Genomic DNA, 26,210 nt, shown 5'->3' on the forward strand with positions numbered 1-26,210 from the left:
GCGGGCTTGCCCGCTCCTACAGGTACGGCGCTGGATTTGGAAAATGCGAGGTCCCTGTGGGAGCGGGCATGCCCGCGAAGGGCCGCAAAGCGGCCCCAATCAAGCCGACAAACATGGTTCACGACGCCTTGCGTGTCTTCTTCGCCGGCTTCTTGCCACCGAGGCTGCGCTTGAGCAGTTCGGTGAGGTCGAGGATGTCGGCGCTTTTCCCTGCTTCCGTCGCCTCGCCCTTCTCCACGGTCTCGATCTTGCCCTTGCTGGCCTTCTCTTCCACCAGGTCCAGGATGGTCTGGCGGAAGGCATCGTGGTAATCCGCGGGCTTCCAGGGCCCGCTCATGTCTTCCACCAACCGCTTGGCCATGTCCAGTTCGCGCTTGTCCACCTTGGCCTCGGTGACGCTGCTGTCCAGTTCCAGCGTTTCCAGCCCGCGCACTTCTTCGGGCCAGCGCAGGGTGATCATCACCAGCGCATCATCCAGCGGGCGCAACAGCGCCAGGTGCTGTCGGGTGTGCAGCACCACCGTGGCCAGCGCCACCTTGCCGGTTTTTGCCAGGGTCTCGCGCAGCAAGGCGTACACCTTGCCGCCACGGCGGTCGGGGGTAAGGTAGTACGGCGTGTCGAAGTGCTGCAGCGGGATCTCGCCAGCCTCCACGAAGGAAAAGATATCGATCGTCTGGGTCGCCTCGGGCCGGGCCTTGCGGATTTCCTCCTCGCTGATCACCACGTAGCGGCCCTTCTCGAACTCGACGCCCTTGACGATGTTGTCCTTGTCGATTTCCTTGCCGGTAACCTTGTTCACCCGCTTGTAGCCGACCGGTTCCATGCTGCGCTTGTCGAGCCAGTCGAAATCGACCCGCTCGGTGCGCACCGCGGTGTTGAGGGCCACGGGGATGTGCACGAGGCCGAAACTGATGGCGCCTTTCCAGATTGCCCTAGCCATGGAGGTGCTCCCAGGTTGCCTGCCAATACCTGAATCGACTGCAACGGGCGGCGAAGGTTTAGCCGCCCCGCCTTACGGCAGCGGGTTGCCGCCGGTCACGCCGAACACCTCGCCGGTGATGTAGCTGGACTCCTGGCTGGCCAGCAACACATACACCGGCGCACATTCGGCGGGCTGCCCCGGTCGCTTCATCGGTGTATGCGCGCCGAAGTCGGGGATTTTCTCCGGTGGTTGGCCGCCGCTGGGCTGCAGTACGGTCCAGATGGGGCCAGGGGCCACGGCGTTGACCCGGATACCGCGCTCGATCACCTGCTTGGCCAAGGCCTTGGTGAAGGCAACGATCGCGGCCTTGGTGGTGGCATAGTCGAGCAAGGTGGCCGAAGGCTGGTAGGACTGGATCGAGGCGGTGTTGATGATGGTCGCCCCCGCCGGCATCAGCGGCACGGCCGCCTGGCACAGCCAGAACAGCGCGTAGACGTTGGTTTTCAGGGTGTGGTCGAACTGCTCGTGGCTGACCTGGCTGATGTCCTTGCGCGCCTCCTGCTTGCCGGCGACGTTGACCAGGATGTCCAGGCCGCCGAGCTGCTCGTGGGCCTGGTCGACCAGTTCCTTGCAGAACTGCTCGTCCTTCAGGTCACCGGCAAGGGCCACCACCTTGCGGCCTTCGGCTTCGATCAGCTTGATGACTTCGCGGGCATCGGGTTGTTCGATGGGCAGGTAATTGAGGGCAATGTCGGCACCTTCGCGGGCGAAGGCAATGGCCACGGCCCTGCCGATGCCCGAGTCCGCGCCGGTGATCAGCGCCTTGCGCCCCGCCAGGCGGCCAAAGCCCTTGTAGGTGGTTTCGCCGTGGTCTGGTTCGGGCTGCATGTTGGCGTCCAGCCCTGGTGCTGGCTGGCCTTGGGCCGGGAATGGAGGGTGCGGGTACTGGGTCAGCGGGTTCTGCATGCTGAACTGGTCGTGCGGTTTGCTGGGCATGGGGGCCACTCCTCTGGTGAAACCGGTGTTGGCCCATTCGCGGGCTTGCCCGCTCCCACAGGTATTGAAACTGGTGGTAGTCCTGTGGGAGCGGGCAAGCCCGCGAAGGCCGTTCTACCGATTTCGAGGTAAACCGCCATCGATGGTTTTTTCCAACTGGCCCAAACACTGACCAGCGGTCGATACGTCACTCAAAGTGACTAGTTCCGTACCTCAGCTGCGTCGACATCCGGTGCATCTGGTGCGTCTGGAGCATCTGGCGCGTCGTCCACATCCGCCCTTGCAGCGTCTCTGGCTGCATTGGCAGCGACTTTGGCTTCGTCCCTGGCGGCATCTGCTGTAGCCCTGGCAGCATCTCTGGCGGCATCAGCTTCGTCTCTGGCTGCGTCGCGGGCAGCATCTGCCGCGGCCCTGGCAGCGTCTCTGGCTTCATCTGCGCCGGCTACGCCAGCAGCTTTTGCGGCGTCGCGGGCTGCATCCGCCTCGGCTCTGGCAGCGTCTCTGGCGGCATCTGCAGTAGCTTTTGCCGCATCCCGGGCGGCATCTGCCTCAGCCCTTGCAGCGTCTCTGGCTGCATCAGCATCGTCTCGTGCTGCGTCCCTGGCGGCATCTGCCGCATCGTTGTCGTTGTCGTTGTCATGCGCATCGCCTGGGCCTCTGCCGGCCATGCCACCATGGTCACCATCGCCGGCCCCCGGGCCACCATGGCCGCCATGACCGCCACCGCCATCACCACCGTGACCACTGCCTCCGCCACCGCTGCCACCACCGTGACCGCCACCGCCTCCAGAGCCACCGCCGCCACTACCGTGACCGCCGCCGCCTCCAGAACCACCGCTCCCACCACCGTGACCGCCGCCACCTCCAGAGCCACCGCCACCGCCGCTGCCGCCGTGGCCACCACCACCGCCGCCGCTGCCACCGTCTTTGGCATACACGCTGGAGAAACTACCGATGTAGTCGGGCACCAGGACGGTCGAGGCCGACAGGACGCCACCTATTGCCAATGCCAACAAACATTTCTTGAGCAACATGATGCACCTCCGCTTGGAGTTGCGTCGTCATCTCCGTATCGAACGCAATGACCAATGAGTTCGCAACCGCCCATGGAGCGGACAGCCAACCGGCGCGGCCATAGATCTGCAGTGTCAGCGAGCAGCTTCGGTTTCGCACGATCCTTCAGAGCCAGTCAGCATCTTTGCGTGGGAAATATTCCCACATATTAAGACTAGTACTGTCTGCCTGAGTTCAAAGGACCGAATATCAGGCCAAGGTACGTTCCAAGACTGTTGGGGCCGCTTTGCGGCCCTTCGCGGGCGTGCCCGCTCCCACAGGAACCGCGCATATCCTGAGCATGGCACCAAACCTGTGGGAGCGGGCAAGTCGGGACGCCGAACCGCCGCGAAGGGCTGCAAAGCAGCCCCAATCAAGCTAGCAGTCACGCCTGGCTGAACAGCACCTGCCTGAAAGCCTCAGCAGCCAGGTGAACCTGCACCGCCCAGTCCTGCGCCGCGTCACTGCCAGCATCATCGGAAATATATTTCAGGCACACGAACGGGATGCCTTCGCCGCGTGCGATCAGCGCCAGCACGTAGGCTTCCATGTCGACCACGTCATAAGGTGCATCGCCATGGTTGATCTCGAAGCTGTCACCACTGCCGCAAGTCTCCAGGGCCAGGCCGGGGATCTGCGCCCCATGCTCCAGCACCACCGGGATGTCCGACAGAGGTGTCTGGTAGCGGGCGAAGCCCAGCGGGGTCACATCCATGTCGCGCTGCACGAAGCGGGTACAGCACACCACCTCGCCCTTGCCATGGCGCTGGCTGCCGGCCGAGCCGAGGTTGACGATCAGCCTGGGCCGGCGCGCGGCAATGGCCTTGGTCAGGGCGATGGCAGCATTGACCTTGCCGATGCCGGTGAACACGGTGTTGACGTAAGCGAATACATCGCCGGCCTCGGCTTCGAGGGCAAAGACAAACAACGTGTCGTCCAGGGAAATGTCGGGGAATTGCTTGATCAGCATCATGGCGCAGGTGGTTCCGAGTGGCTGCGAAAGGCGCGGCCATTTTCGGCAAACCCCGGCTAATTGCAAGCCCCGGCGGCCACCACGGCCCGTAACGCCTGCGCCCTGCCCAGGCCGGCAGCGCTGGCCTGAGCCAGGCATTGCAGTTGCTGATCGGCATGGGTGCCGTCGCGCAGCAGGCGCTGTGCATGGTGAAAGGCACGCTCGGCGTCTGCGGTGTCGATCGGCAACTGCTCCTGCAGCTGGGCCAACCAACCTTCGGCCGTGACCGGCTGTTGCTCATGCAGGCCAATGAACTCGCCCTGGCGCCCATGACGCATGGCGCGCCAGTAGTTTTCCTGGGTGATCCAGCGCTGTTCGCGGTTGCAGGCCGCCGGGTCATGCCGGTACACGATGCTGTGCTCCACCAGGTGACGAAACAGCGCAGCGATGCACAGCGCGTCCTCCAGCCGCGGGCAGCCATCGCAGATGCGCAGCTCGACCGTCGGGAAGCGCCGCGAAGGCCGGATCGCCCACCAGAAGTCGCCATCCGCGGCCAGCGATCCTGTGCGTTGCAGCAATGCGCGGTAGCGCTCGTACGCGGCCCAGTCCGGCAACGGCTCCGGCAAGCCCATGTGCGGCCACTCCCCGCAAATCACCCGACGGTAGCTCATGTAGCCGGTGCACTGGCCTGCCCACAGCGGGGATGACGCACTCAGCACCAGCAACAAGGGCAACCAGCCCAGTACGCGGTTAATCAATTGCATGCGGTCGCAACCTGGCGGTACGCCCACGTGTACATGCAGGCCGTTGAGCAGGCTGCGCCGCGCCACATGCCGGTAGTCGGCGAACAGTTGCTGGTAGTGCGCCGGGGTAGCAGGTTTCTGCCGCAGCCAGGCGGCATTGGGGTGGCTCGCCGCACCGTACAGGCCCATGCCCTCTTCGGCCAGCGCTGTGTTCAGCTGCTGGCGGCTGTGCTGGAAGAACTCGCGTGCCTCGAACAGGTTGGTGAACACCGGCGAGGCCACCTCGATCTGGCTGCGGAACATTTCCTGGGCAAAATGCTGGCCCAGCACCTTGCGACAACGCCCGACCACGGCTGGCGAAGGTGTGGCTGGCACCTGCCCTGTGTCCAGGTTCACCAGCAGGTATTCTTCCTCGATGCCGAACGTGCAGGGTCGGGCCATGCTGCCTCAGCTGTTGCGGGTAACTGTGAGCACCACCGCAGCGATGCGCTCGACCTGCTCGTAACCGGGTTCGTTCAGTTGCTCGCCGAACACGTCCGGGTCGATTTCCCGATACACCCAGGACCATTCCGGGCCTGCCAGGCGCAGGCGAATGGCTTCGAGCAAGGCGTCCCGGCCTTCGACGATCGCCACGCCGGTATACAACAGTAGCGAGCCCCCCGAGCCGAGCCGCTCGCAGGCTTGTTCGACGATTCGCAGCGAAAGCTGCGCGCCGAGCGAACCGCCGCCATGCCGATAGGTACGTTCGCTGGCATCGAGCATGTACGGCGGGTTGGCAACGATAAGGTCGAACAGCCCGGTAATACCGCCGAGCAGGTCACTTGGCTCCACGGACACATTGCTGACGCCCGCCAATGCCGCGTTGATCGCGGTGTAACGCAATGCGAGCGGGTTGATATCCACGGCGCTGACCTGGGCATTGGGAGCCGCCCGGGCAATCAGCAAGGCGCCGACACCCGTGCCGCAACCGATATCCACGGCATGCTCGACACGCTTCGGCGTGCGTTGCAGGTGATCATGGATGACCTGGGCGAAACGGTAACTGTCGGGGCCGAAAAACACCGCGTCGGATTGTTGGGTGGGGTACGCAGAGTGCACCAGCAGCAGGTCGTCGAGCGTGGACCAGCGCACCCTGCTGATCAGCAAATCACCGTGCTCCTCGAGTACCTGGGCCTGCCGCATCTGGTCCAGCTCATCGGCAGAAACCAGTGACGATCGGAACGGACGGTTCCAGCCGAACACATCGCGCACTGTCCTGGCCTGCCCGGCTTCCGGGCGCGCATTCACGCGAGCATGGGTTGCCGGGGTGACGCAGGTGAAGCGGTAGCCGTCGGCGCGCAGGCGCCTGCCCAATTGCAGCATTGCCTGGTCAGCCTGGATCTGTTGCGGATCGAGCAGCATCAGCGGGTCATCTCCTGAACAAGGCCGGTAGCACGCATGTAGCGCCGAGTGGCCAGCAAGCCTTCCGGTGTTGCATGGCGGTTACCGGACATCGTGTCGATCAACGTCTCGATATCGGCGTCCGGGGCAGCAGTCGCAAGCGCATCATCCGATTGCACTTGCACCTCCCAGCTGCCAGGCAGCACGCGGCGCCCCCGGGATTGCCAGCCTGCCGCGATCCAGTCGTGCCATAGTTGTTTTTCATACGCCGTGAACACGCCACACATCGGTGCCGAGGGGCCGTCGATGAGCCCCCACCAGCGGCTGTTGGCGGGTGCTTCACCACGGCGGATCCAGCCCTGCGCCTGCAAGGCCTGCAGAAACGCGGGCATGGCGCCGGGTTCGGCCAGCCATTGGTTGACGGTACGCTTTTGCAGGCGGCAATGGTCGGAATGCATGAACTGGCCAAAATTGCGCTTGTGCTCCAGTGCCGACAGCAATTCGGATTCAAGATCGAAGCTGCTGATCAGGCTGGGTGTATCAAGCCCCAGGACGTTCAAGCGGTACCCACTGCGCACCCGCTGGTAGAACTGGCCAGCTTCGTCGGCCGGGCAGAGTTGGCGTAGCGCCTGGATGGACAGATGCGCATGCCCGCTGGCCGCGTTGTCGATGGTCACGTGAAGCTGGAAATAATGGCCATCGATGCCCAATTCCGACAATTCGTAGGTGGTGATCAGCAGATGCAACGGTGGTTGTTCATAGCCCAGGTTGTAGCCGATAACCTCGGGAAGAAAATCATCGCCGTGGCGCCCCAATGCCAACTGCAAGGCGCCTTGCAGATAACGCTGGTCGTCCAGTTCAGGCAAACCCAGGCAACCCAGCCGGCTCAACAGCCGTTGGTAGATCAGCACATGGTTGCAGCGCGGATCACCGCCGCCCAGTTCTTCCAGGTAGGTGCGAATCAGGCCGTGATAGCGCGGATCGCCCCACTGTCGCAAGGTACTGTGCAGCCATGCCCCGTCCACTGCCTTGGTGGGCGCCACTTGTTGCAGGAACCACAACGCCTGGGCGCGGTTGGCAAAATAGCGCCGCGGCGCGCCTTGGCGGCGTTGCTCGAGGTAACTGGCATAGGCCTCGGCCACCTGGTTTGCATGGCTAGCGCTCCAGGCTTCCAGCTGAGCAGGATCGGCAGGCAAGTCATCCGGCAAATGCTGCGCGCGTACCAATTGTTCGCTCAGCCACGCCGCGCTCGTGGTGTCGTGGGCCACGAGCAACTTGTTGTAACGCTCCTTCAGGCTTGGCCCATTTGCCGAAGCTGGTATCACCGCGGCGGTCTTGCGGGTCATTACCGTCATGCCGTAGTCCTTGTCCGCGTTTTATTGGCTGGGTTTCTGGCCAGGCATCGGCTCAGGGTCCGGCGCAGGTTGGGGAGCAGGTTTGTCGCCGGGTTGCTGCATCTGCAGCGAAGGTTTGCTCTGGTCGGCATCCTTTGCCGGGTGGTCGTTGTCCCGGTCGAAACAGCCACCCAGCAAGCCAAGCGTGCCCACCAGCGCTATCAGAGGGATCAATCGCATGGGGTTCTCCTCATGTGCAGAATCGCAGTGCCCGATCACCCGGGCACTGCGTAGCCTCACTTACGAACGGCCGCCCTTGCGGCCCGATTCGCTGGTACGGCCACCACCGGATTGCTGGCCGCCCTTGCGCCCAGCTTCGGAGGCTTTTTCGCGGTCATTGGCAAAGTTGCCCGGGTTCTTGTTGCCACCTTGGCTGCCCTGCTGGTTGCCGGTGCGGCTGTTCTCTTTGTTGGCCATGGTCTTAAACCTCGTATGACTTCGGAATGCACGGCATTACCTGCCGTACACCAGTTGGGAGTTCGGCCATTTCGGCGGATTCGGTTTAATGCGAAGCGTTCGGACCAACGGCATTAAATAAGCGGCATCAGCATATTTGGCGCGCCTGTCAGTCGCGCGATGTGGTTTCCAGGCGTGCCTGTCGCCTTCCCAGCAAACCTCCGGTCATCGCCCAGCCCAGGGCAATCAGCGTACCGATCAACATCGCCAGTTGCGGGTACTCGCCCATCACATCCAGCCCCCGCTTGACCCAGCCGCTGAGCGCGTCGCCGCCGCGGTAGACCACGGTGTCGATGAAGTTCTTGGCCTTGTACTTGTCCTCGGGGGGCAGCACGGTGAACAGCATCTCCCGCCCCGGCCGCACCAGCGCGTACTCACCGGCCCGGCGCACCACCATCACCACCGCGAACACGGCGAACACCGGGGCCAGTGCCAGCCACAGGAAGCCCGCAGCCATCACCAGCGGCACCGCCACCAGCAGCACGCCCACCCCCAGGCGGCGGGCCAGGCGCCCGGTGAGGAACACCTGGGTGAGGATGGCCAAGGCCTGTACCACGGTGTCGATCAGGCCGAACACCTGGGTTTGCCGGGTACGGTCGGTGAAGGTTTCGCTGACGATGCGCGCCTGTTCGAAATACAGGAAGGTGCTGACACTGGCGAGCAACACCACGAACAGGGCAATGCCCAGCAGGTAGGGCGAGCGCAGTACGGCAGTGGCACCGGCAAACGGATTGCCGCCCAGTGGCCGGGAACCTGCCCGCTCGGCTTGCGCCGGCAGTGGATGCCGCGTGCGCCAGCGTTGCAGGTACAACGTGGCGCCGATGCTGCCCAGCAGCAACGCTGCGGCCAACACCAGCAACCCGGCATGGCCCAGCGGCGCCACCAGCAGCGTGCCCAGGATGGGGCCACTGAGCCCACCCAGGCTGGCCCCGGCCGCGAGCAGGCCGAACAGGCGCTTGCCTTGCGCGGTGGAAAACAGGTCGGCGAGCACGCTCCAGGCCAGCGAGATGCTCAGCAGGTTGAACACCGACAACCAGATGTAGAAGGCCCGAGCCGTCCACGAAGCTTCCGGATTGCGGGCAAACAGCACGGCGAACAGCAGCAGGTTGCTGGCGAAGAAGCCGTAGGTCCAGGGCAGGATGTACCGGCGCTGCACCTTGGAGGCCAGACAGCCAAACAACGGCAGGCACGCCAGTGTGGCGATGAAGGTGCCGGTGAACAGCCATTGCAGGTTGTCCACGCCACCGGCAACGCCCATGGTTTCGCGCACCGGGCGCAGCATGAAATAGCCAGTGAACAACAGGTAGAACAGCAGCAAACCGGCGATCACCGCCGGCCCTTCGCCGGGCTGGATGTTCAGCCCCTGGTCCAGGCGACGCCGCCAGGCTGCCATGGTGTCAGGCAAACTGCTTGATCAGCGCCTGTTGCTGCGCCTGGGTCAGCAACGGCCCGTGCCCGGCCTTGAGCTGGTCAAGTTGGCGCTCGGGCCGGCTGGTCGCGGGGATGACCGTGGTCACCGCCGGGTGACTGATGGCGAACTTCAGAAACAGCTGCGCCCAGCTGCCGATACCTGCCTCTGCGGCCCAGCCGGGCAAGGCCTGGTCCTTCACCCGGGCGAACAGGCGGCCATCGTCGAATGCCCGGTTGATCAGCACGGCGACGCCCTTGTCCTGGCACAGCGGCAGCAGTTCGCGGGCGGCGTCGGGGGCATTGACCGAGTAGTTGATCTGGATGAAGTCCAGCGGTTCGCTGCGCACGATGCGGGCGACCTCGTCCTGGCCACTGTTCAGGTAATGGGTGATGCCGACATAGCGGGTCTTGCCCTGCTGCTTCAACTCGCGGGCATAGGGCAGTTGGGTCTGCCAGTCGCGCAGGTTGTGGATCTGCAGCAAGTCGACCTTGTCGGTGCGCAGGCTCTCGAGGCTGCCGGCCCATTGCGCTTCGGCGTCTGCCCGGCTGTCGGCGGCGATCTTGGTGGCGATGAAGCATTGCCGGTGCCAGCCGCCCTCTTCCAGCAGCTGGCCGAGAATGCTGTCGGCGCCGCCATAGTTGGGCGAGGTGTCGATGACCCGGCCACCGCCTTCGAAGAACGCCTTCAGTACAACTTTCAGCTGCTGGTACTGGGCCGAACCGGCTTGCACTTCGAAACTGCCGGAGGTACCGGCACCGATCACCGGCAGCGCTTCACCGGTGCTCGGCACGTTGCGGGTCAGCAAGCCCGCCGGGGCAGCGGCGTGCAACCAGGGGCTGGCGGCCAGCAAGCCCAAGGTAGCACCCGCACGTAGGACATCACGACGTGCGTACATGGAAAAGCTCCCGTCACGAAGCGGAAACTTTCAAGGCTAGCCGCTGTACCCCACTGCGCCCGGTGTTTCTGTATCTGGATATTTAGCGATCAGGCTTGCAGCAGCAGGCTCAGGTCGACACCCGTCTCGCTCATGGGCGGGCACCAGTAGTATCCACCGGTCAGTGGCCGGCTGAAGCGGTACAGGCCGTCGATGATGCCGTCCTCCAGGCCGCTCATGCGCCGCAGCTGCACCTCGAACGCATCGAAGCTGTGGCCCAGGGCCACGAACGCCAGGCCAGCGCCACGTTGGTCTGCCCAAGCCACCGAACGACGGACGATGAACGCTTCTGGTTCGAAGCTTTCCTGGGCCGTGCGCTTGACGTGGGCGGACTCGGGGGCATCGTCGAGCTCTTCGTTGTCGCTGAGGCGGCGGCCGATGATGTTGTCCTGGTCGGCCTGGGGCAGCGACTTGAAGTACTCCAGGTCGTGCTTCCACAACTGGAACGCGGCAAAGCTGGAGCCATCGGCGCCAATGGCCGCTTGCACGGCCTCTTCGTCCACCGGGTTTTCGGTGCCGTCCTCATAGCCGGTCAGGTCATGGCCGCCACGGTGCAGGAAGCCGTCGACGCTGTCGGCCAGGCGCAGGGCCGGTGCCAATGCCAGCTCCAGGGCCTGGGCCCGCAGCAGCAAGTCGCCGCGCTCGTTGCCGCGCAGCCACAGCCACAGGGCGTGTTGGGTGCTGGGGTTCTCCACTGCAGCATCCAGCTGCGGGAAGGCGCGCAAGCCAGGTACTTCACGGCCCAGGGCCTTGGCCAGCGGGGCGCCGACACCCAGGATCAGCTGTTCGCCATCGACCTGCGGCAGCAAGGCATCCAGGGCAGCAGGCAGGGCCTCTGGCGACTGCAGGGTGAAGAACAGGTGACGGGCGTGGGCCGGCACCGGGGTGGCAAGCAGACCTTGCTGGAACGGCATGACAGGCTAATCCTCGGTAAAAACCGGAATGCTACTGCGCCTGCAGGCCTACTGCAACGCGGCATACAGCCTCGCTGGCCGCTGCGCTTGGTAACAAACGGTTACCAAGGCTGGCGCTTTGCAATTAGCTATCAATCAGGGCCGACCTACACTCCTCGGGATCCTTCGCCCGAGAGACCGCCCATGACCGCCTCACCTTTGCTCTCCGCCTTTCTGCCGCTGGCCCTGGGCATCATCATGCTCGGCCTCGGGTTATCGCTGACCCTGGCCGACTTCGCCCGCGTGGTGAAATACCCCAAGCCGGTGGTGGTAGGCCTGGTTTGCCAGATCCTGCTGCTGCCGCTGGTGTGCTTCCTGATTGCCAACGGCTTTGGCCTGGAGTCGGCTCTGGCGGTGGGGTTGATGCTGCTGGCCGCCTCGCCTGGAGGCACCACGGCCAACCTTTTCAGCCACCTGGCCCATGGCGATGTGGCGTTGAATATCACCCTGACGGCGGTTAACTCGCTGATCGCGATCCTGACCATGCCACTGCTGGTGAACCTGTCGCTGAGCTGGTTCATGGCATCGGACCAGGCCATACCGCTGCAATTTGCCAAGGTGATGCAGGTGTTCGCCATCGTCCTGCTGCCGGTGGCGCTGGGCATGCTGGTTCGCCGCTTCGCACCCGCTTTCGCCGCGCGCATGGAGAAGCCGATGAAGCTGGTGGCCGCGTTGTTCCTGGCGTTCACCATCGTCCTGGCGCTGGCCAAGGACTGGCAGACCGTGGTTGCGTACGCGCCGGTGGTGGGCCTGGCCGCGCTGCTGTTCAACCTGCTGAGCCTTAGCGTGGGCTACTGGGTGCCGCGCCTGCTGAACATTCCCAAGCGCCAGGCGATTGCCATCGGCATGGAGATCGGCATCCACAACGGCACCTTGGCGATTGCCCTGGCATTGAGCCCTTCGCTGCTGAACAACGCCACCATGGCGGTGCCGGCGGCGCTGTACAGCCTGATCATGTTCTTCACCGCGGCGGCGTTTGGCTGGTGGGTGAGCCGCGGGCATGTGGCGGCGCAGCCCAAGGGTGAAACGGTGAATTGAGGCGAGTTCCCTGTGGGAGCGGGCGTGCCCGCGAACACCGGCAAAGCCGGTGCCATGCACCGCGCTGCCTGCTTCGCGGGCATGCCCGCTCCCACAGGTCAGGTGCCAGTCCCTGTCACAACTGGCTGCGCTTACGCCGCAACTGCTGTTTCAGCACCTTCAACGGCGGTGCATAGAAAAACCCGAACGACACACTCCCCGTGCGCCCCTTCACCGCGTGATGCAACCGGTGCGCGCGATGCAAACGCTTTAGGTAGCGGTTGACCGGCCGTGGCTTGCGTGGCCAATGCCGGTGAAAGAACCCGTCGTGGGCCACGACATACAGCACGCCGTACCCCGCCACGCCGCCACCCACCCACTGCAAGGGCGCAAAACCACCCTTGCCCAGGGCCACCAGCAGCGTGGCGATCAGCCCCAGGGCCACCAGGTACAGGTCATTGGTTTCGAGCATGCCCAGTTGCGGCTCATGGTGCGAGCGGTGCAGCCACCAGCCCCAGCCATGCATGATGTACTTGTGAGCCAGCGTGCCAACGCCCTCCATGGCCACCAGGGTGCCGAACAGCACGGCGAGATTGAACAGCATGGAACGGTCCGGGGGATGGCAAGGGAAGGCGCAAGGGTACCGATTGCCCGCATTTTTTTCCATGCAGGCGTGACCGGTAGCAGGCCCATTGCGGATGAAGCCATTGTCATGTTTTTGCCCTTGACCTGGCCTGCCACGGGGCGTAAGGTCCGCGGCGCAATTTTGCATCCCTGAACAGGAGACCTGCATTGGACAGTAGCCCCAGTCGCATGCGACAGGCCCACGTGGCGCGCTAGTCCGGCGGTGTCCTGCACTGTCTGGCCGGCCTGGCAAGACGGTGGTTTCTTGTAATCCCCCTCTTCTTCCTCCCTCCTTCGTGGTCCTGCGCATTTTCTGGTTTTTCAACCGCGCCAGCTGATGGCGTTCTTGCGGGCGTGTGCCCGTGGAAGAGGTTTGCTATGGATTGGAAAGTATTTCTGCTGCGTGTCAGCATCGCCCTGCTGCTGGGGGCGCTGATCGGCGCCGAACGTCAACTGCGCCAGCGCCTGACCGGGCTGCGCACCAATGCACTGGTCAGCACCGGTGCCTGCCTGTTCGTGCTGATGACCCAGGCGGTGCCGGGCATGGCGCCCACCGATGCGTCGCGTATCGCCGCGTACGTGGTATCGGGCATCGGTTTTCTTGGTGGCGGCGTGATCATGCGCGACGGGTTCAACGTACGCGGCCTGAACACCGCCGCCACGCTGTGGTGCACGGCCGCGGTCGGCGTGCTGTGCAGCCTCGGGCTGCTGCTGGAAGCGACGCTGGGTAGCCTGGTGGTGCTGTGTGCCAATATCCTGTTGCGTGACATTGCCCAGCGCCTGGACCGCCAGGAAGTGGTGCCGGCCAGCGAGGTGGAACAGCACTTCGAGGTGCGCATCGTCTGCCGCGCCGAGGACGAGATCCAGGTCCGCAGCCTGATGTTGCACAGCCTGGGTGACCCGCAGCTGCGCCTGCAGTCACTGCACAGCGAAGACCTGGCGAACCCCGCACGCCTGGAAGTTCGCGCCGAACTGCTCGGCACCGCGCAGGCACCAGCGCAACTGGAACGGTTGGTCAGCCGGGTCAGCCTGGAGAAAGGTGTAAGCTCGGTGCGCTGGCAATTGCAGCCGCAGGTGCTGGCGGCAGACTAGAACGAAAGGACTTTTTCATGCGCATTCGCCCTACCCTCGAGCAAGACATTCAATGGCTGCCGGGCGTCGAACGCTCGGCTGCCCAGGCCTTTGCCGCCCGGCCGGCGCTGGCATGGCTGGCGCAAGGAGATGTGATGGACTGCGGCACCCATCAGGCATTTGTCGAAGCTGGCGGGAGCTGGGTGGCCGAGGGGCCGGATGGGCGCATTCTGGGGTTTGCATGTGCCCGGTTCGAGGATCAGGCGCTGCATCTTCATGAAGTTTCGGTGCGTCGGGAGGCCCAGGGGCAAGGTGTCGGGCGCAAGCTGCTGCAGCAGGTGGCCGATGCGGCGCGCCAGGCGGGGGTGCGGGAGCTGACCTTGACCACCTTTGCCGATGTGCCGTGGAATGCGCCGTTCTATGCGCGGGTGGGGTTCGAGGTGATTGATGAGGGGCTGCTGGATGCACGCTTGCAGCAGATTCTGGCCGAGGAGCGTGCCCATGGGCTTGAGGGCCGTTGTGCGATGCGCCTTGGCGTAGATAACTAGCCCCCCGGGGCTGCTTTGCAGCCCATCGCCGGCAAGCCAGCTCCCACAGGGACCGCGCCGTGCCAAAGAGATGCATATTACCTGTGGGAGCTGGCTTGCCGGCGATGGGGCCGGTACAGGCAACCCGGGACCTTATTCATCTACGCCCACCACCGCATGTTCTGCCACGCAATACCCGTCCCGCCCCTGGCGCTTGGCTTGGTACAGCGCCGCATCCGCTGCCGCCATCAGGCGCTCGGCCGTCACTCCCTCCCGCGTCAGGTCACCCACGGCAATCCCCGCACTGAACGACACCCGCCCCAGTGGGCTGCCCGCATGCTCCAGCGGCTGCCGACGCAACAGCTGTTGCACTTCCTGCATCAGCAGTTCCGCCCCGCGAACATCGGTATCAGGCAGCAGCAATGTGAACTCCTCGCCGCCATAGCGCACAGCCAGGTCGGCCGGCCGCTTCAGCGCCTGCTGCAGCACCTCGGCAAAGCGCCGCAGGCACTGGTCACCCGCGGGGTGCCCGTAACGGTCGTTGTAGGCCTTGAAGTAATCCAGGTCGAGCATCACCAGCGCCAGCGGATAGCCCTGGCGTCGCGCCCGGCGCAGCTCCGGCTCGAACACTGCATCCAGCCGCCGGCGGTTACCCAGGCCGGTCAGGCTGTCGGTCAATGCCAGGGCCTTCAGGGTCTGGTGTGCCTGGTGCAGCGCTCGCTCGATGACGATACGCTCGCGCAACTGGCGCAGCACCACGCCACCAAAGGCCGCCAGCCCCACCAGCAACAGCAGCAAGACCGCCACCGACTTGATCGCATCGTGTCGCCAGGGCGCAACGATCGACTCCCGCGACAAGCCCGCCTCCACTACCAGCGGGTAGCTGCCCAGCGCGCGAAAGCCATACAGCCGTGGCGTGCCGTCCACCACGGCGACCGCCTCGGCCACCCCTTCGCTTGCAAACGGCAGGTGCTTGCGGAAGATCTCGCTGCTGCTCAGGCTGCGGCCCACCACCTGCTCGACGAACGGCCGCCGTACCAGAATGGTGCCGTCGCGCTTGGCCAGCACCAGCGCGCCACGTTCATCGATCTTGAAGTCGCCGTAGTAGCGCACGAACCACTCCACCTTGATGGTGCCCAGCAACACCCCGGCGAAGCTGCCATCGGCGTATTGCAGGCGCCGCGAAATGGGGATGATCAGGTCGCCAGTGGAACGGCTGCGCACCACCGAACCGATGTGTACCCCACGGTCGGTATGGTCGCGGTGGTAGATGAAGTAGTCGCGGTCGGCATTGTTGGCATTGGGCGGGACTACCGCCTGGTCGGTCACGATCCAGCTGCCATCCGGGCCATACACGAACAACCCGTGCAACTGCGGCATGATGCTTTTCTGCTGCACCAGCAAGGTATGCAGACGCGGCCGGTCGATGTGCTCGAAGCCGTCGCCTTCCAGGCGCTCGGCCAGCGCCGCGGTAATTGCGTCGACCTGGCGGATGGCGTCTTCGGCATGCTGCGCCGTGGCCCGGGCCAGGTTGGTGACCATGTTTTCGGCGTTGGTGAAGGCGTGCCGGTAGTCGCGCCAGATACGCCAGCCTTCAACCACGACGAAGGCCAGCATCACCACCAGCATGAACGCCAGTACCAGGCGGAACAGCGCCACGGCGCGGCCCTCGCCTGTTATCGCGAAGAACCCGTCTTCATCCTGTTTCCTGGCTGCACACATTGAAATCCCTAGCCACACCGAGTTCGCCGCCCTTCACTATAGTTCAGTACCACCTGGGCGCAGCCGGCCAGGAAAAAGATTAAACCTTTGCCGCCCATTCACCCTCAACCGTACGCGACACTGAGGTCGCGCCACGGTTTAAGGAGTGAAGCATGAGCAGTCTCTTCATCAAGCGCGTCGGTTTTTCGATGGTGTTGGGCCTGGCATCGGTACACGCGATGGCGGCGAGTTCCGATGACTTCGTCGAAGCGGCCACCGAGGCCGGTATTGCCGAAGTGGTCACCGGCAAGCTGGCTTTGGAAAAAACTCAGAATGCCGAAATCAAGACCTTCGCCCAGCAGATGGTCACCGACCACACCCAGGCCAATCAGAAACTCGGCGACATCGCTCGCAAGCTCGATATATCCGTACCCGATGAGGCGGCAATAACCGACAAGGTCAAGAAAATGATCCTGGAATGGCGGGAGGAGTCGTTTGACAAGTCCTACGTCAACAACCAGGTCGACGCTCACGAAAAGGCAGTGGAGCTGTTCAAGAAGGAAGCGGCATCTTCTGACAAGGCTGAATTGAAGGCCTTTGCCAGCGAAACCCTGCCCAAGCTAGAACAGCATCTGGAGCATGCCAAGGCGCTTCAGGCCAAACACGCCAAGTGAGGGCCGCCATGAGTAACGATGCATTGAAAGCCGAAGTGCTGACTCGCCTGCTGCATGCTCACCCCCAGGGTCTCGGCAAGGAAGTGCTGGACAACTACCGGGGCGAGAAGGCCGTGGCCGGTATGCTCAAGACGCTGCAGGAGGCCGGTTTGATTCAGGATGGCAGCGTGGCGGTGAGCAGCGACCATCAGATCAGCGTGAACTACCCCATCAAACTCTCGGCTGCGGGCGTGGAGGCAGCCAGACAAGCCGAAGACTGAGCGCTCCCTCCCGCCCAACCTTGTCGCACAGGGAACAAGGTTCGAGAGCGTGTCACATTCCCTGTGGGAGCGGGCGTGCCCGCGAAGGGCGCAGCGCGGTGTATGGCACCGGCTACGCCGGTGTTCGCGGGCATGCCCGCTCCCACAGGGCCTCTTCGCAGCTACTGCGCCGCGTTGGCGGCAGACAACTGCGACTGACACTGGTGCAACGCCTCGTCTCGCGCCTTGAGCTGCTCTTCAAGCTGCTGCAACTGGCGAGCCTGTTCCGTGCACAAGTCGCGCCTGGCCTCCAGGCTCTGTGCCTGTACATCCAGCTGCCGACGCATTTCCTCGCTGGCACCCTGCGCCTGGGCCAGGATCGTGCGCAAGCCCTGGATCTGCGCATCACGCTGTTCCAGCAATTCATCCTGCGCCCTGCAGGCGCTGGCAGCCTGGCGATGCTCTCCCAGCAAACGCTCGTTGTCGCGGTGCAGGCGGGTCAGCTCGTCCTGCTTGACGATCAAGCCTTGCTGCAGCTGACGCACCTCCACCTGCAACTGTTGCAGTTGCGCTTCGTGGCGACGCTGTTCCTGTTCACGCTGTTCGCGGCTGGCGTTGCGGTAGTGCTCCAGCGCATCGCGGGCATGACGGTGCTTGTCTTCCAGTGATTTGACCTGCTCTTCCTTGTCGGCGAGGCGCACCTGCAGCTCGCCCAGCGACTGGTTGAGGCTGGCACTGCGCAGCTGTTCGGCTTGAAGGGTGCTTTGGGTGGAGAGCAGTTTCTCCGATTCGGCCGCCAGCGCGGCCGCGTCGATCTGATGCTGCTGATGCGCCGCAGCCAGTGCCTGCTGGGCAATCGCCAGCTGCGCCTCCAGTTGTTCGCGCTGTCGAGTGAAGGCGCTTTCGGCCTGCTCGATCTTCAGGTCGGCCTCGTCCTGCAACTGGGTTGCCAGCTGCCCGACCATTCGGCTCAGCACGTCGCTCAGCGCAATGCCGCCCTCGGAGGCCACAGGCTGCTGGCCATTCAACTCTTTCAGGTAGCGGTGAATCGTGGTCTTGGAGCCGGTGTTGCCCAGCTCGATACGTATGGCATCGATGCTGGGGTTCTCGCCACGGGCAATCAGCGCCTGACGCGCCTGCTGCACTACAACCTTGTTGATACCGCCCCGGGCCATGCTTGCTCCTACGATTTTGTAACGTGTTATGTACTATGTAATTACATACCAATTATGGAGACAAGCCTTTGCCCGTGCAAACATTTCCTATGATGGAATAATCACGGCTTATCGCATGTGAGTGGTTCATGAAGGCCGTGCAAGGGAATAAAGCAGTACGCCAGACAGCAAAACGCCCCGCTCGGCTTCAAGCCGGCGGGGCGCTGCAGAATGTTGACGCAGGGAGCGTCAGGTGTAGTGTTCAACCCTGGCAGGCGTTCTACGCATCAGCACCTTGCCGTTGCGTACCGACACCAGCGCATGCCCCTGGCTGCGCACCATTTCGTAATCGTCCGGCGCCGACAGCAGCAACAGGTTGGCCGGCCGCCCCACTTCGATGCCGTAGCGCTCGCCCAGGTTCAGGGTGCGGGCGCTGTTGTCGGTGATCAGGTCCAGGCAGCGCTGCAGGTCTTCGTAGCCAAGCATGTGGCAGATGTGCAGGCCGGCCTCGAGAATACGCAGGATGTTGCCATTGCCCAGCGGGTACCAAGGGTCGACGATGGAGTCCTGGCCAAAGCACACGTTCATCCCGGCCCGGTCGAGCTCGGCCACGCGGGTGACGCCGCGGCGTTTCGGGTAGTTGTCGAAACGCCCTTGCAGGTGAATGCTCTCGGTCGGGCAGGACACGAAATTGATACCCGACTGCTTGAGCAGGCGGAACAGCTTGTAGCAGTAGGCATTGTCGTACGAGCCCATGGCCACGGTATGGCTGGCTGTCACCCGGGCGCCCATGCCGCGCACCCGCGCCTCTTCGGCCAGAACTTCGAGAAAGCGCGACTGCGGGTCGTCGGTCTCGTCGCAATGCACATCCACCAGGCAGCCGCTGCGCTCGGCCAGGTCCATCAGGAACTTGACCGACGACACGCCCTGGTCGCGGGTGTTCTCGAAATGCGGGATGCCGCCAACCACGTCGGCACCGATGGCAACCGCTTCGGTCATCAGCGCCCGGCCGTTGGCATAAGACTCGATACCCTCCTGGGGGAAGGCGACGATCTGCAGGTCGAGCAGGTGGCGCACTTCGTCACGCACTTCGACCATGGCCTTCAGCGCGGTCAGAGTGGGGTCGGTGACATCGACATGGGTACGCACATGCTGGATGCCATGCTCCACCAGCATGCCGATGGTCTTTTTCGCGCGGATCTTGATGTCGTCGTGGGTGGTGATCGCCTTGCGCTCGGCCCAGCGCTCGATGCCTTCGAACAGGGTGCCGCTCATGTTCCAGCGCGGCTCGCCGGCTGTGAGCGTGGCGTCCAGGTGGATGTGCGGTTCGATGAAGGGCGCCACCACCAGGTTCTGCCCGGCATCCAGGTCATCGGCAGCGCGCGTCGCCACCCCTTCGGCCTGGGGCTCGATGGCGGCAATGCGTTCGCCGCTGAGCTCGATGCGGAACAGGCCGGGCTTGCCGCGCAGGCGTGCGTTGATGATGTTCATGATGCTTCTCCCTGGGCTTTGCGGGTGGCCCTACCCGCATAGTGGCCCAAGCCTTGTGGTATTTGCTACTGGCCCTATCGCCGGCAAGCCAGCTCCCACAGGTAAACCACAGCCCTTAAGTCTGTGCAGTACCTGTGGGAGCTGGCTTGCCGGCGATAGGGCCGGCGCAGGCAGCAAATCAGGCTCCGTCCAAGCCCATCTGCCAGAAGTCCGCCTCCAGGCTGGACGCCTGGCCGAAAATCCCCACCAGCTCGGCAAACCGTTGCTCGGTCATGCTCCGCGCTGCCAGCTCGTCCAGATGCTTGCGCGCCGCGGTGGCAACACCCTGATAGCCCTCGCCGGCATACTCGGCGATCCACTCGCGGTACGGGTGGTTGCTCAGATCGCCAATGCGCTCGGACAACGCCCGGCCAATCTCGGCATAGCCGATCACGCAAGGCGCCAAGGCCACATGCAACTCCAGCAGGTCACCCGCGGCACCGCAGTCCAGCACATAGCGGGTATAGGCAACCGTGGCCTGGTGCTCTGGCGCGGCCTCGATATCGGCCTGGGTCAGGCCCCAGCGTGCGCACAGGCGCAAGTGCAGCTCGGTTTCATCCAGAATCGCCGCCAGCCCGGCCTGCGCGGCGCGGATGTCGGCCGGGCGACGGCTCTTGTAGGCGGCCAGCGCCCAGGCGCGGGCGAACTGGATGAGGAACAGGTAATCCTGTACCAGGTAGGTGCGGAAGGCGGCTTCGCTCAGCGTACCCTCGCCCATCTGGCGCACGAATTCGTGGTCGACGTAGCTGTTCCACTGCGGCGTGGCGGCAGCCTTGAGGCGGTCGAAGATATCCATGCTCATTTGTCCTCCGGGTAGACGGCATCGAAGAAGGCCAGCTCCAGCGCCACGGTGCGCTGGTAAAAGTCAGCCGCCAGCGCGGCTTCCTGCGGGCCGACGCGGTCGAGTTCGGCTTGCAGGAAGGCAACGAAGTCCTGGAATGCCGGGTTGTCGTGCAGGGTGATCCATTCGGCGTGGACGAAGTTGTCCGGCATCGGTTCTGGCGCCTTCAGCGCCCAGTCCAGGTACAGGCCTTCGGCGACGTTGAGCACCGCCAGCGCGGCCACATAGGACCGGGTGGCCGCCGCTTCGCGCATGATCGCCTTGAAGCCTGCGGTTGGCACGGTGTCGGCCGGTTCGCTGCGTTGCGCGGGGCTTACCCCCAGGGCCTCGAAGGCGCGCAGGAAGTAGGTGTTCTCGTCACTGGAGATCATCCCGGCAAAGCGGCCGAAGCGCAGGCGCGCCTCGAAGGTGTCGGCGGTGGCGATGGCCGCGCCCAGCAGGGTCAGGAAGCTGTCGAGGAAGCGGTGGTCCTGCACCAGGTAGTCGACCATGATCGGGTCCGGCAGGCTGCCGTCGCACAATTGGGTGACGAAGCGGTGGCCAACGGCCGCCGACCAGGTCGGCTCGCTGCGGCGGCGCAGGGACTGGCTGAAGCGTTCGGTCATGTTGCTGTCCTTGATGGGGGGTGACAGCGAGACCGCGATGGTTGGCATGGACGGGCCTCGCAGTGAGGCCGGCAAAAAGGCAGGTTTCAAGTCCCATCCCTTCGCCGGCATGATCCGGATCAGGTTCGAAGGGTCACCGCGCTGCAGCATCCAGCGGTTTCTCAGCCCGATGCCGGGCTCCCCTTGGTGGCGCTCAGGTATACCCCAGGGCGCCGCTGCTGTCACCACCCGATCTGTGGGCAATGGGTGACCCACTGGTGGGGCCCCTCACCCATTTTTGACGCAATGGCATTTAGCGCACATCAGGCGGCACAAGGATTTGTTTAGAAACACATTCCTCGTATTTGGTTGGCACACCCGTTGCTCTAGCCCCAGAAACGGGCAAAAAGCCATTGATGGCCGCAGGCCATTATGTCGAGAGCGAGGCACAAGGCAATGAAAACACCTGCCGTGATCCACCCTGCCAGGCATGCATTCCAGCTGTCCACCCTCACCACGCTGATGCTCGGCCTCGGGCTGGTCACGGCTATCGCCGCTCCCCTCGACGACAACAGCATGCCACCGCCGACCGACCCTTCGGCCTATACCGACCAGCCGGAAGATCCAACCCAGGCCTTGCTGGACCTTTACAGCATGCCAGAGGCCAATCGAGGCGCACTCGAGTTGACCGATGGCGTGTACGGTGACCGCGACACAGTACGCGCCAACAACGTGCTGCCGCCGGCCCTGCAAACCGGAGAAAAATACCCCACCAACGGCAAGCCCAGCCCTTTGTTCGGGGCGCTGCCGTTTACCCAGCAGTTACTGCTGTTCGAGGAATTTGGCACGGAAAAACTCGACCCCACGTTGCCGCCGCCGGCCCTGACCTTCCCGGTGCCCACCTTGGGCGCAGCACCGGCGCAGGACCCTAATGTGGTGGCCCGCAGCGGCCCTAGCGGCACGGCCCTGGAAGCCTTCCTCAAACAGCCGGGCCTGTACCCGTTCCCGACCCAGTATTCCAACGTGCTCGACCGCAACCCGTGGAAGGCGCAGATCGAAATGTTCCTCAACCGCCAGCCGGTCGGCTCGCCGGCGGAAGGTCGACCACCAGGAAAAGGCTGGTCGCACCAGCGCTGGAACGAGTTCTACCCGCAGGCAGGGTTCAAGACCGCCCAGGCCGGTGCGCGCATCAACCTCGGCCTGCGTGACCGCAAGCAACTGCACAACTATGCAGTCGGTGAATTTGCCCCGGGAGGTCTGTACTACCAGACTTCCGACATCCCGAACACATTGGGCACCACCAAGGGCATCGACACCCGCTTCCACCCAAAAATGCCGCTGCAGAACCACAAGTCACTGTGGACCTTCGACGGCACCTTCCCGCCCAAGCTGCTGATGGTGCGCTATGGCCAGCCGATCCTGATGCGCCATTACAACGCCCTGCCGATCGACCCTGCAGCTAACAACGGCTTTGGTCTGCACACCCTCTCCACCCACGAGCACAACGGCCATTCGCCGGCCGAGAGCGACGGCTATGCCAATGCCTACTTCTTCCCCGGCCAGTATTACGACTACCGTTGGCCGTTGCAGCTGGCCGGCTACGACACCATCAACACCCGCGCCCAGGACCCGCGTGCGGCGTTCCCCTGCTCTCCGGGTGAAACCCTGTTCGTCAATGACGCCTCGCCAGGCCTGAAAACCTGCCAGAACGGCAGCATCAAGATTCGTGGTGACTGGCGCGAAACCATGAGCACCCATTGGTTCCACGACCACATGATGGATTTCACGGCACAGAACGTCTACAAAGGCAACGCCGTGATGATGAACTACTACAGTGCCCTGGACCGCGGCAACGAGGCGCTGCAGGATGGCGTCAACCTGCGTTTCCCCAGTGGCTCGGGCATGCCGTGGGGCAACCGGGACTACGATGTCAATCTGGTGATCGCCGACAAGGCCTGGGATGCCAACGGCCAGTTGTGGTTCAACCCGTTCAACACCGACGGCTTCCTCGGCGACCAAATCCTGGTCAACTGGCAGTACCGGCCCACGCTCAAGGTACGCGCACGCAGCTACCGCTTCCGTATCCTCAATGGCTCGGTGTCGCGCTACCTGAAGCTTGCCGTCGTGCGGGAGATCGCCGGCAACAGCGGCGAGTTCAAAGGCCCCACCGGCTCCAACCTGTCGTATGCGCGGGTACCGTTCCACATGATCGCCAACGACGGCAACATCATGGAACACACCGTGCCGTTCGACGGCACCATGGACCTCAACGGTGACGGCAACCTGCAGGACAACAACGGCGTCCTGCCGCTGCAGGGCATCGCCGAGCGCTACGACATCATCATCAACTTCGCCAAGCACGGCATCAAGGTCGGCGACAAGCTGTACCTCGTCAACCTGGAGGAGCATCAGAGCGGCAAGGGCCCGGAAGGCGCCATTGCCCTGGCCGATGTGCTGTCGGAAAAATACAAGGCGGTGATCAAGCAGACCAGCAACGGGCCGGAGTGGGACAACGGCGACCCGGCGATCGGCAAGTTCATGCAGTTCGTGGTTCAGCCCTACAGCGGCCAGGACCTGAGCATGGACCCGGTTGCCTATGAGCCGGCCAAACCGGGCAAGGCCGAAGGCCTGAAAATGCTGCCGCTGCCGATTGACCGTAATTCGGCCACCGACCAGGCCAAGCTCAAGGATGCCCGCCATCGCGAGTTCATCTTTGGTCGCTCGGACGGTACCGACACCCAGCCCTGGACGATCAAGACCGATGGCGGCTTTGGCTATTCCATGGACCCACGGCGCATCAACGCGGCGCCACAGTTGGCCCAGCAGTCCACCGACGGTGGCTTCAGCGGCGACGGCACCCTGGAAGTGTGGAAGATCATCAACGGCGGCAATGGCTGGAGCCACCCGGTGCATGTGCACTTCGAGGAAGGTGTGATCCTCAGCCGCGATGGCAAGGCCCCACCAGAATGGGAAAAATGGGCGCGCAAGGATGTGTATCGCATCGGGCCGGATATCGATTCTTCGGAAGAAGTGGAAGTGGCCCTGCGCTTCCGCGAGTTTGCCGGGACCTACATGGAACACTGCCACAACACCCAGCATGAGGACTCGTCGATGCTGCTGCGCTGGGACCTGGAACACCCAGGCCAGTTCCAGGTGATGCCGACCCCGCTGCCGGGTTGGGATGGCGTGGAGTACGTGGCTTCGGTTGGCCTGCCGACCTTCCGCACCAAAGACCATGATGACGACGACCCGGCCAACAAACCGCCGGTCGCGGCCAACGACAGCGCGGCTACTACGGCAGGCAAGCAGATCACCCTGAACGTGCTCGCCAACGACACCGATCCGGAAAACAACCTGCCGTTGACCGTCGTCGGCCTCAGCCAGCCGAGCTCCGGCCAGGGCGCTACCAGTACCGACGGCACAACGGTCACCTACGTCCCACCGGCCACGGTAACCACAGCGTTCACCGCCAGCTTCAACTACTCGGCTCGTGATGCCAAGGGCGCCGAATCGGTGGCCCCGGCCACGGTCAGCATTGCGGTGAGCCCGGCAGCGGCGGTCGACCAGATCCAGGTCACCAGTGCCACGGTGCAGGTGCGCAGCGGCAACCGCTTCACCTGGGACATTTCGGGCACCACCACGGTGGCCACCGGCAACAGCATTACCGTGACGGCGGCTACCACCAGTGGCCCGCTGCTGCTGGGCACGGCCACGCTCAGTGCCACTACCAGCGGTGCCCGTTGGCGGTTGTCGACCACCACCACCGGCAGCGGCCCGGCCACACCAGCGACCGTGACCGTGAAATCGGCACTGGGGCAGAGCGTGACGGCGCCGGTCAGCATCAGGTAACCGAAAGCGGGGGCCGCCATGCGGCCCATCGCTGGCAAGCCGGCTCCCACCTCGACCGCATCGGCTCCAAGCCTTGTGCAGTACCTGTGGGAGCTGGCTTGCCGGCGATAGGGCTGCAGGGCAGCCCCCAATACCGTTATCGACGAGGACCGCATCATGTCCGGCTCATGGCGTTTCCTGCTGGTGCTCTCACTGTTCGCCGCCAGCATCCCGTTCTGGCCGCTGCAACCGCAGCAACCCGTGGCCGAGGAAGCTGCAACGCCCTGGGGTGCCGACTACTTCCCCAACATCCCGCTGCTCACCCAGGAAGGTGAAAAAGTGCATTTCTTCGACGACCTGATCAAAAACAAGGTGGTCGCCATCAACTTCATCTTCACCGGCTGCTCCGATTCCTGCCCGGTGGAAACCGCCCGCCTGCGCCAGGTACAAAAAATCCTCGGTGACCGGGTCGGCAAGGACATCTTCCTCTACTCCATCAGCATCGACCCCTACAACGACACCCCCGCCACCCTCAAGCGCTACGCCGAAAAGTTCGGTATCGGCCCCGGCTGGACGCTGCTCACCGGCGAGCCAGCCGATATCGAACAATTGCGCCGCAGCCTGGGCCTGTACATCGATGGCCTGGAAAACGGCCGCTCCAAAGACCACAACCTGAGCCTGATCATCGGCAACCAGGCCACCGGCCGCTGGATGAAAGCCTCGCCCTTCGAAAGCCCGTACATCCTCGCCGACCGCCTGGGCAACAGCCTGCACAACTGGAAACAGGCCAGCGCCATGGCCAACGACTACGCCCAGGCTCCCGAGGTGCGCGCCCCCAGCAGTGGCGAGCAGCTGTTCCGTACCCGTTGCTCGTCCTGCCACACCCTGGGCAACGCCGAACCAGGGCAGCCCGGCATCGGCCCCGACCTGCTGGGCGTGACCCGCCAGCGTGATGCCAGCTGGCTGACCCGCTGGCTGAAGGAGCCCGACCTGATGCTGGCCCAGAAAGACCCCTTGGCCATGCTGCTGTACGAACAGTACAACCGCGTGGCCATGCCCAACATGCGCCTGGGCGATACCGAAGTCAGCGCGCTGATGAGTTACATGGAGGAAGAAACCGCGCGCCTGCAGACGCCCCTGGCCGATAAGGGCAATCCTTAAAGGCAATTAGCCATCAGTCATTAGGCTGTCATCTTACTGTCGTATTTTTTCGACCATCACCCAGG

24 protein-coding genes, 1 pseudogene and 1 riboswitch are annotated in these 26,210 nt (G+C 63.9%); of the genes and pseudogenes, 7 read left to right on the forward strand and 18 right to left on the reverse strand.

Annotated elements, in window-relative coordinates; all coding sequences use genetic code 11:
- Window positions 1-118 precede the first annotated feature (118 nt).
- The 12 genes and pseudogenes from B2790_RS16565 to B2790_RS16620 all read right to left on the reverse strand — a co-directional run bounded on the left by B2790_RS16565 (window position 119) and on the right by B2790_RS16620 (window position 11,155).
- Window positions 119-940: a Ku protein gene (locus B2790_RS16565; RefSeq protein WP_286919244.1), complete on the reverse strand. Its 822-nt coding sequence runs from the start codon at window positions 938-940 to the stop codon at window positions 119-121.
- 72 nt (window positions 941-1,012) lie between these two features.
- A complete protein-coding gene (locus tag B2790_RS16570; RefSeq protein WP_075045213.1) occupies window positions 1,013-1,918 on the reverse strand; it encodes an SDR family oxidoreductase in 906 nt (301 codons plus the stop codon).
- Between the two features lie 442 nt (window positions 1,919-2,360).
- Window positions 2,361-2,852 carry a hypothetical protein gene (locus tag B2790_RS16575; RefSeq protein ID WP_286919245.1) on the reverse strand — a complete coding sequence of 164 codons (492 nt, stop codon included), beginning with the start codon at window positions 2,850-2,852 and terminating at the stop codon, window positions 2,361-2,363.
- Window positions 2,853-3,356: 504 nt separating this feature from the next.
- Entirely contained in the window at window positions 3,357-3,944 is a 588-nt protein-coding gene (locus B2790_RS16580; protein WP_286919247.1) for a nucleosidase, read from the reverse strand.
- Window positions 3,945-4,000: 56 nt separating this feature from the next.
- Window positions 4,001-5,107, reverse strand: a complete 1,107-nt coding sequence (locus B2790_RS16585; protein ID WP_286919249.1) for a carboxylate-amine ligase — start codon at window positions 5,105-5,107, stop codon at window positions 4,001-4,003.
- 6 nt (window positions 5,108-5,113) lie between these two features.
- Complete coding sequence (locus B2790_RS16590; protein WP_286919250.1) at window positions 5,114-6,067, reverse strand: class I SAM-dependent methyltransferase; 954 nt, start codon at window positions 6,065-6,067, stop codon at window positions 5,114-5,116.
- On the reverse strand, window positions 6,067-7,401 hold the full coding sequence (locus B2790_RS16595; RefSeq protein WP_286919251.1) for an iron-containing redox enzyme family protein: 1,335 nt from the start codon (window positions 7,399-7,401) through the stop codon (window positions 6,067-6,069). Before B2790_RS16595 ends, B2790_RS16590 begins: the two co-directional genes overlap by 1 nt.
- Before the next feature lie 21 nt (window positions 7,402-7,422).
- Window positions 7,423-7,620 carry a hypothetical protein gene (locus B2790_RS16600; RefSeq protein ID WP_003259932.1) on the reverse strand — a complete coding sequence of 66 codons (198 nt, stop codon included), beginning with the start codon at window positions 7,618-7,620 and terminating at the stop codon, window positions 7,423-7,425.
- 60 nt (window positions 7,621-7,680) lie between these two features.
- Window positions 7,681-7,800, reverse strand: a pseudogene (locus B2790_RS16605) (general stress protein); the annotation flags it as partial.
- Between the two features lie 205 nt (window positions 7,801-8,005).
- Complete coding sequence (locus B2790_RS16610; protein ID WP_286919252.1) at window positions 8,006-9,289, reverse strand: NTP/NDP exchange transporter; 1,284 nt, start codon at window positions 9,287-9,289, stop codon at window positions 8,006-8,008.
- A 4-nt stretch (window positions 9,290-9,293) separates the two neighbouring features.
- Window positions 9,294-10,202 carry an aldo/keto reductase gene (locus B2790_RS16615; RefSeq protein WP_085692582.1) on the reverse strand — a complete coding sequence of 303 codons (909 nt, stop codon included), beginning with the start codon at window positions 10,200-10,202 and terminating at the stop codon, window positions 9,294-9,296.
- 89 nt (window positions 10,203-10,291) lie between these two features.
- Window positions 10,292-11,155 carry a Dyp-type peroxidase gene (locus tag B2790_RS16620; RefSeq protein WP_085615693.1) on the reverse strand — a complete coding sequence of 288 codons (864 nt, stop codon included), beginning with the start codon at window positions 11,153-11,155 and terminating at the stop codon, window positions 10,292-10,294.
- 183 nt (window positions 11,156-11,338) lie between these two features.
- Here B2790_RS16620 and B2790_RS16625 point away from each other — a divergent pair, with 183 nt between their 5' ends.
- Entirely contained in the window at window positions 11,339-12,232 is an 894-nt protein-coding gene (locus B2790_RS16625; protein ID WP_286919253.1) for a bile acid:sodium symporter family protein, read from the forward strand.
- Window positions 12,233-12,347: 115 nt separating this feature from the next.
- On the opposite strand, the gene B2790_RS16630 is transcribed toward B2790_RS16625, so the two are convergent.
- Entirely contained in the window at window positions 12,348-12,815 is a 468-nt protein-coding gene (locus B2790_RS16630) for a sterol desaturase family protein (RefSeq protein WP_286919254.1), read from the reverse strand.
- A 398-nt stretch (window positions 12,816-13,213) separates the two neighbouring features.
- Here B2790_RS16630 and B2790_RS16635 point away from each other — a divergent pair, with 398 nt between their 5' ends.
- On the forward strand, window positions 13,214-13,927 hold the full coding sequence (locus tag B2790_RS16635) for an MgtC/SapB family protein (protein ID WP_013972648.1): 714 nt from the start codon (window positions 13,214-13,216) through the stop codon (window positions 13,925-13,927).
- A gap of 17 nt (window positions 13,928-13,944) precedes the next feature.
- Entirely contained in the window at window positions 13,945-14,454 is a 510-nt protein-coding gene (locus B2790_RS16640) for a GNAT family N-acetyltransferase (protein ID WP_286919255.1), read from the forward strand.
- Window positions 14,455-14,586: 132 nt separating this feature from the next.
- Here the strand turns inward: B2790_RS16640 and B2790_RS16645 are convergent, their stop codons facing one another.
- A complete protein-coding gene (locus tag B2790_RS16645) occupies window positions 14,587-16,155 on the reverse strand; it encodes a sensor domain-containing diguanylate cyclase (protein WP_286919256.1) in 1,569 nt (522 codons plus the stop codon).
- A gap of 152 nt (window positions 16,156-16,307) precedes the next feature.
- Here B2790_RS16645 and B2790_RS16650 point away from each other — a divergent pair, with 152 nt between their 5' ends.
- Together B2790_RS16650 and B2790_RS16655 are read left to right on the forward strand one after the other, a co-directional pair.
- Entirely contained in the window at window positions 16,308-16,808 is a 501-nt protein-coding gene (locus B2790_RS16650) for a DUF4142 domain-containing protein (protein WP_075045201.1), read from the forward strand.
- Between the two features lie 8 nt (window positions 16,809-16,816).
- Window positions 16,817-17,068 (forward strand): hypothetical protein, encoded by a 252-nt coding sequence (locus tag B2790_RS16655; RefSeq protein ID WP_075045200.1) that lies wholly within the window; start codon window positions 16,817-16,819, stop codon window positions 17,066-17,068.
- 161 nt (window positions 17,069-17,229) lie between these two features.
- Here the strand turns inward: B2790_RS16655 and B2790_RS16660 are convergent, their stop codons facing one another.
- The 4 genes from B2790_RS16660 to B2790_RS16675 form a co-directional block, all read right to left on the reverse strand.
- Window positions 17,230-18,222, reverse strand: a complete 993-nt coding sequence (locus B2790_RS16660; protein WP_286919257.1) for a DNA-binding protein — start codon at window positions 18,220-18,222, stop codon at window positions 17,230-17,232.
- Between the two features lie 228 nt (window positions 18,223-18,450).
- Window positions 18,451-19,692, reverse strand: coding sequence for a cytosine deaminase (gene codA, locus B2790_RS16665; protein WP_286919258.1), 1,242 nt, complete (start codon window positions 19,690-19,692; stop codon window positions 18,451-18,453).
- Window positions 19,693-19,870: 178 nt separating this feature from the next.
- Complete coding sequence (gene tenA, locus B2790_RS16670) at window positions 19,871-20,533, reverse strand: thiaminase II (protein ID WP_084785179.1); 663 nt, start codon at window positions 20,531-20,533, stop codon at window positions 19,871-19,873.
- A complete protein-coding gene (locus B2790_RS16675) occupies window positions 20,530-21,177 on the reverse strand; it encodes a TenA family protein (protein ID WP_286919259.1) in 648 nt (215 codons plus the stop codon). Before B2790_RS16675 ends, tenA begins: the two co-directional genes overlap by 4 nt.
- 79 nt (window positions 21,178-21,256) lie before the next feature.
- Window positions 21,257-21,371: riboswitch (TPP riboswitch) on the reverse strand.
- A gap of 241 nt (window positions 21,372-21,612) precedes the next feature.
- Here B2790_RS16675 and B2790_RS16680 point away from each other — a divergent pair.
- Entirely contained in the window at window positions 21,613-25,005 is a 3,393-nt protein-coding gene (locus tag B2790_RS16680) for an Ig-like domain-containing protein (RefSeq protein WP_286919260.1), read from the forward strand.
- A 156-nt stretch (window positions 25,006-25,161) separates the two neighbouring features.
- On the forward strand, window positions 25,162-26,145 hold the full coding sequence (locus B2790_RS16685; RefSeq protein ID WP_286919261.1) for an SCO family protein: 984 nt from the start codon (window positions 25,162-25,164) through the stop codon (window positions 26,143-26,145).
- Window positions 26,146-26,210 lie beyond the last annotated feature (65 nt).

Origin of the sequence: Pseudomonas sp. UBA6753 (assembly GCF_002453565.1) — a bacterium.
GTDB lineage: Bacteria > Pseudomonadota > Gammaproteobacteria > Pseudomonadales > Pseudomonadaceae > Aquipseudomonas > Aquipseudomonas putida_Z.

Bases quoted from the DNA above. Each gene is read 5' to 3' on its own strand.
- B2790_RS16635 (WP_013972648.1), top strand. From the start codon at position 13,214: ATGGATTGGAAAGTATTTCTGCTGCGTGTCAGCATCGCCCTGCTGCTG.
- B2790_RS16630 (WP_286919254.1), bottom strand. From the start codon at position 12,815: ATGCTGTTCAATCTCGCCGTGCTGTTCGGCACCCTGGTGGCCATGGAG.
- B2790_RS16620 (WP_085615693.1), bottom strand. From the start codon at position 11,155: ATGCCGTTCCAGCAAGGTCTGCTTGCCACCCCGGTGCCGGCCCACGCC.
- B2790_RS16595 (WP_286919251.1), bottom strand. From the start codon at position 7,401: ATGACGGTAATGACCCGCAAGACCGCCGCGGTGATACCAGCTTCGGCA.
- B2790_RS16660 (WP_286919257.1), bottom strand. From the start codon at position 18,222: ATGGCCCGGGGCGGTATCAACAAGGTTGTAGTGCAGCAGGCGCGTCAG.
- B2790_RS16575 (WP_286919245.1), bottom strand. From the start codon at position 2,852: ATGCCAAAGACGGTGGCAGCGGCGGCGGTGGTGGTGGCCACGGCGGCA.
- B2790_RS16600 (WP_003259932.1), bottom strand. From the start codon at position 7,620: ATGCGATTGATCCCTCTGATAGCGCTGGTGGGCACGCTTGGCTTGCTG.
- B2790_RS16650 (WP_075045201.1), top strand. From the start codon at position 16,308: ATGAGCAGTCTCTTCATCAAGCGCGTCGGTTTTTCGATGGTGTTGGGC.
- tenA (WP_084785179.1), bottom strand. From the start codon at position 20,533: ATGAGCATGGATATCTTCGACCGCCTCAAGGCTGCCGCCACGCCGCAG.
- B2790_RS16590 (WP_286919250.1), bottom strand. From the start codon at position 6,067: ATGCTGCTCGATCCGCAACAGATCCAGGCTGACCAGGCAATGCTGCAA.
- B2790_RS16615 (WP_085692582.1), bottom strand. From the start codon at position 10,202: ATGTACGCACGTCGTGATGTCCTACGTGCGGGTGCTACCTTGGGCTTG.
- B2790_RS16645 (WP_286919256.1), bottom strand. From the start codon at position 16,155: ATGTGTGCAGCCAGGAAACAGGATGAAGACGGGTTCTTCGCGATAACA.
- B2790_RS16625 (WP_286919253.1), top strand. From the start codon at position 11,339: ATGACCGCCTCACCTTTGCTCTCCGCCTTTCTGCCGCTGGCCCTGGGC.
- B2790_RS16570 (WP_075045213.1), bottom strand. From the start codon at position 1,918: ATGCCCAGCAAACCGCACGACCAGTTCAGCATGCAGAACCCGCTGACC.
- B2790_RS16585 (WP_286919249.1), bottom strand. From the start codon at position 5,107: ATGGCCCGACCCTGCACGTTCGGCATCGAGGAAGAATACCTGCTGGTG.
- B2790_RS16680 (WP_286919260.1), top strand. From the start codon at position 21,613: ATGAAAACACCTGCCGTGATCCACCCTGCCAGGCATGCATTCCAGCTG.
- B2790_RS16640 (WP_286919255.1), top strand. From the start codon at position 13,945: ATGCGCATTCGCCCTACCCTCGAGCAAGACATTCAATGGCTGCCGGGC.
- B2790_RS16565 (WP_286919244.1), bottom strand. From the start codon at position 940: ATGGCTAGGGCAATCTGGAAAGGCGCCATCAGTTTCGGCCTCGTGCAC.
- B2790_RS16580 (WP_286919247.1), bottom strand. From the start codon at position 3,944: ATGATGCTGATCAAGCAATTCCCCGACATTTCCCTGGACGACACGTTG.
- B2790_RS16655 (WP_075045200.1), top strand. From the start codon at position 16,817: ATGAGTAACGATGCATTGAAAGCCGAAGTGCTGACTCGCCTGCTGCAT.
- codA (WP_286919258.1), bottom strand. From the start codon at position 19,692: ATGAACATCATCAACGCACGCCTGCGCGGCAAGCCCGGCCTGTTCCGC.
- B2790_RS16685 (WP_286919261.1), top strand. From the start codon at position 25,162: ATGTCCGGCTCATGGCGTTTCCTGCTGGTGCTCTCACTGTTCGCCGCC.
- B2790_RS16675 (WP_286919259.1), bottom strand. From the start codon at position 21,177: ATGACCGAACGCTTCAGCCAGTCCCTGCGCCGCCGCAGCGAGCCGACC.
- B2790_RS16610 (WP_286919252.1), bottom strand. From the start codon at position 9,289: ATGGCAGCCTGGCGGCGTCGCCTGGACCAGGGGCTGAACATCCAGCCC.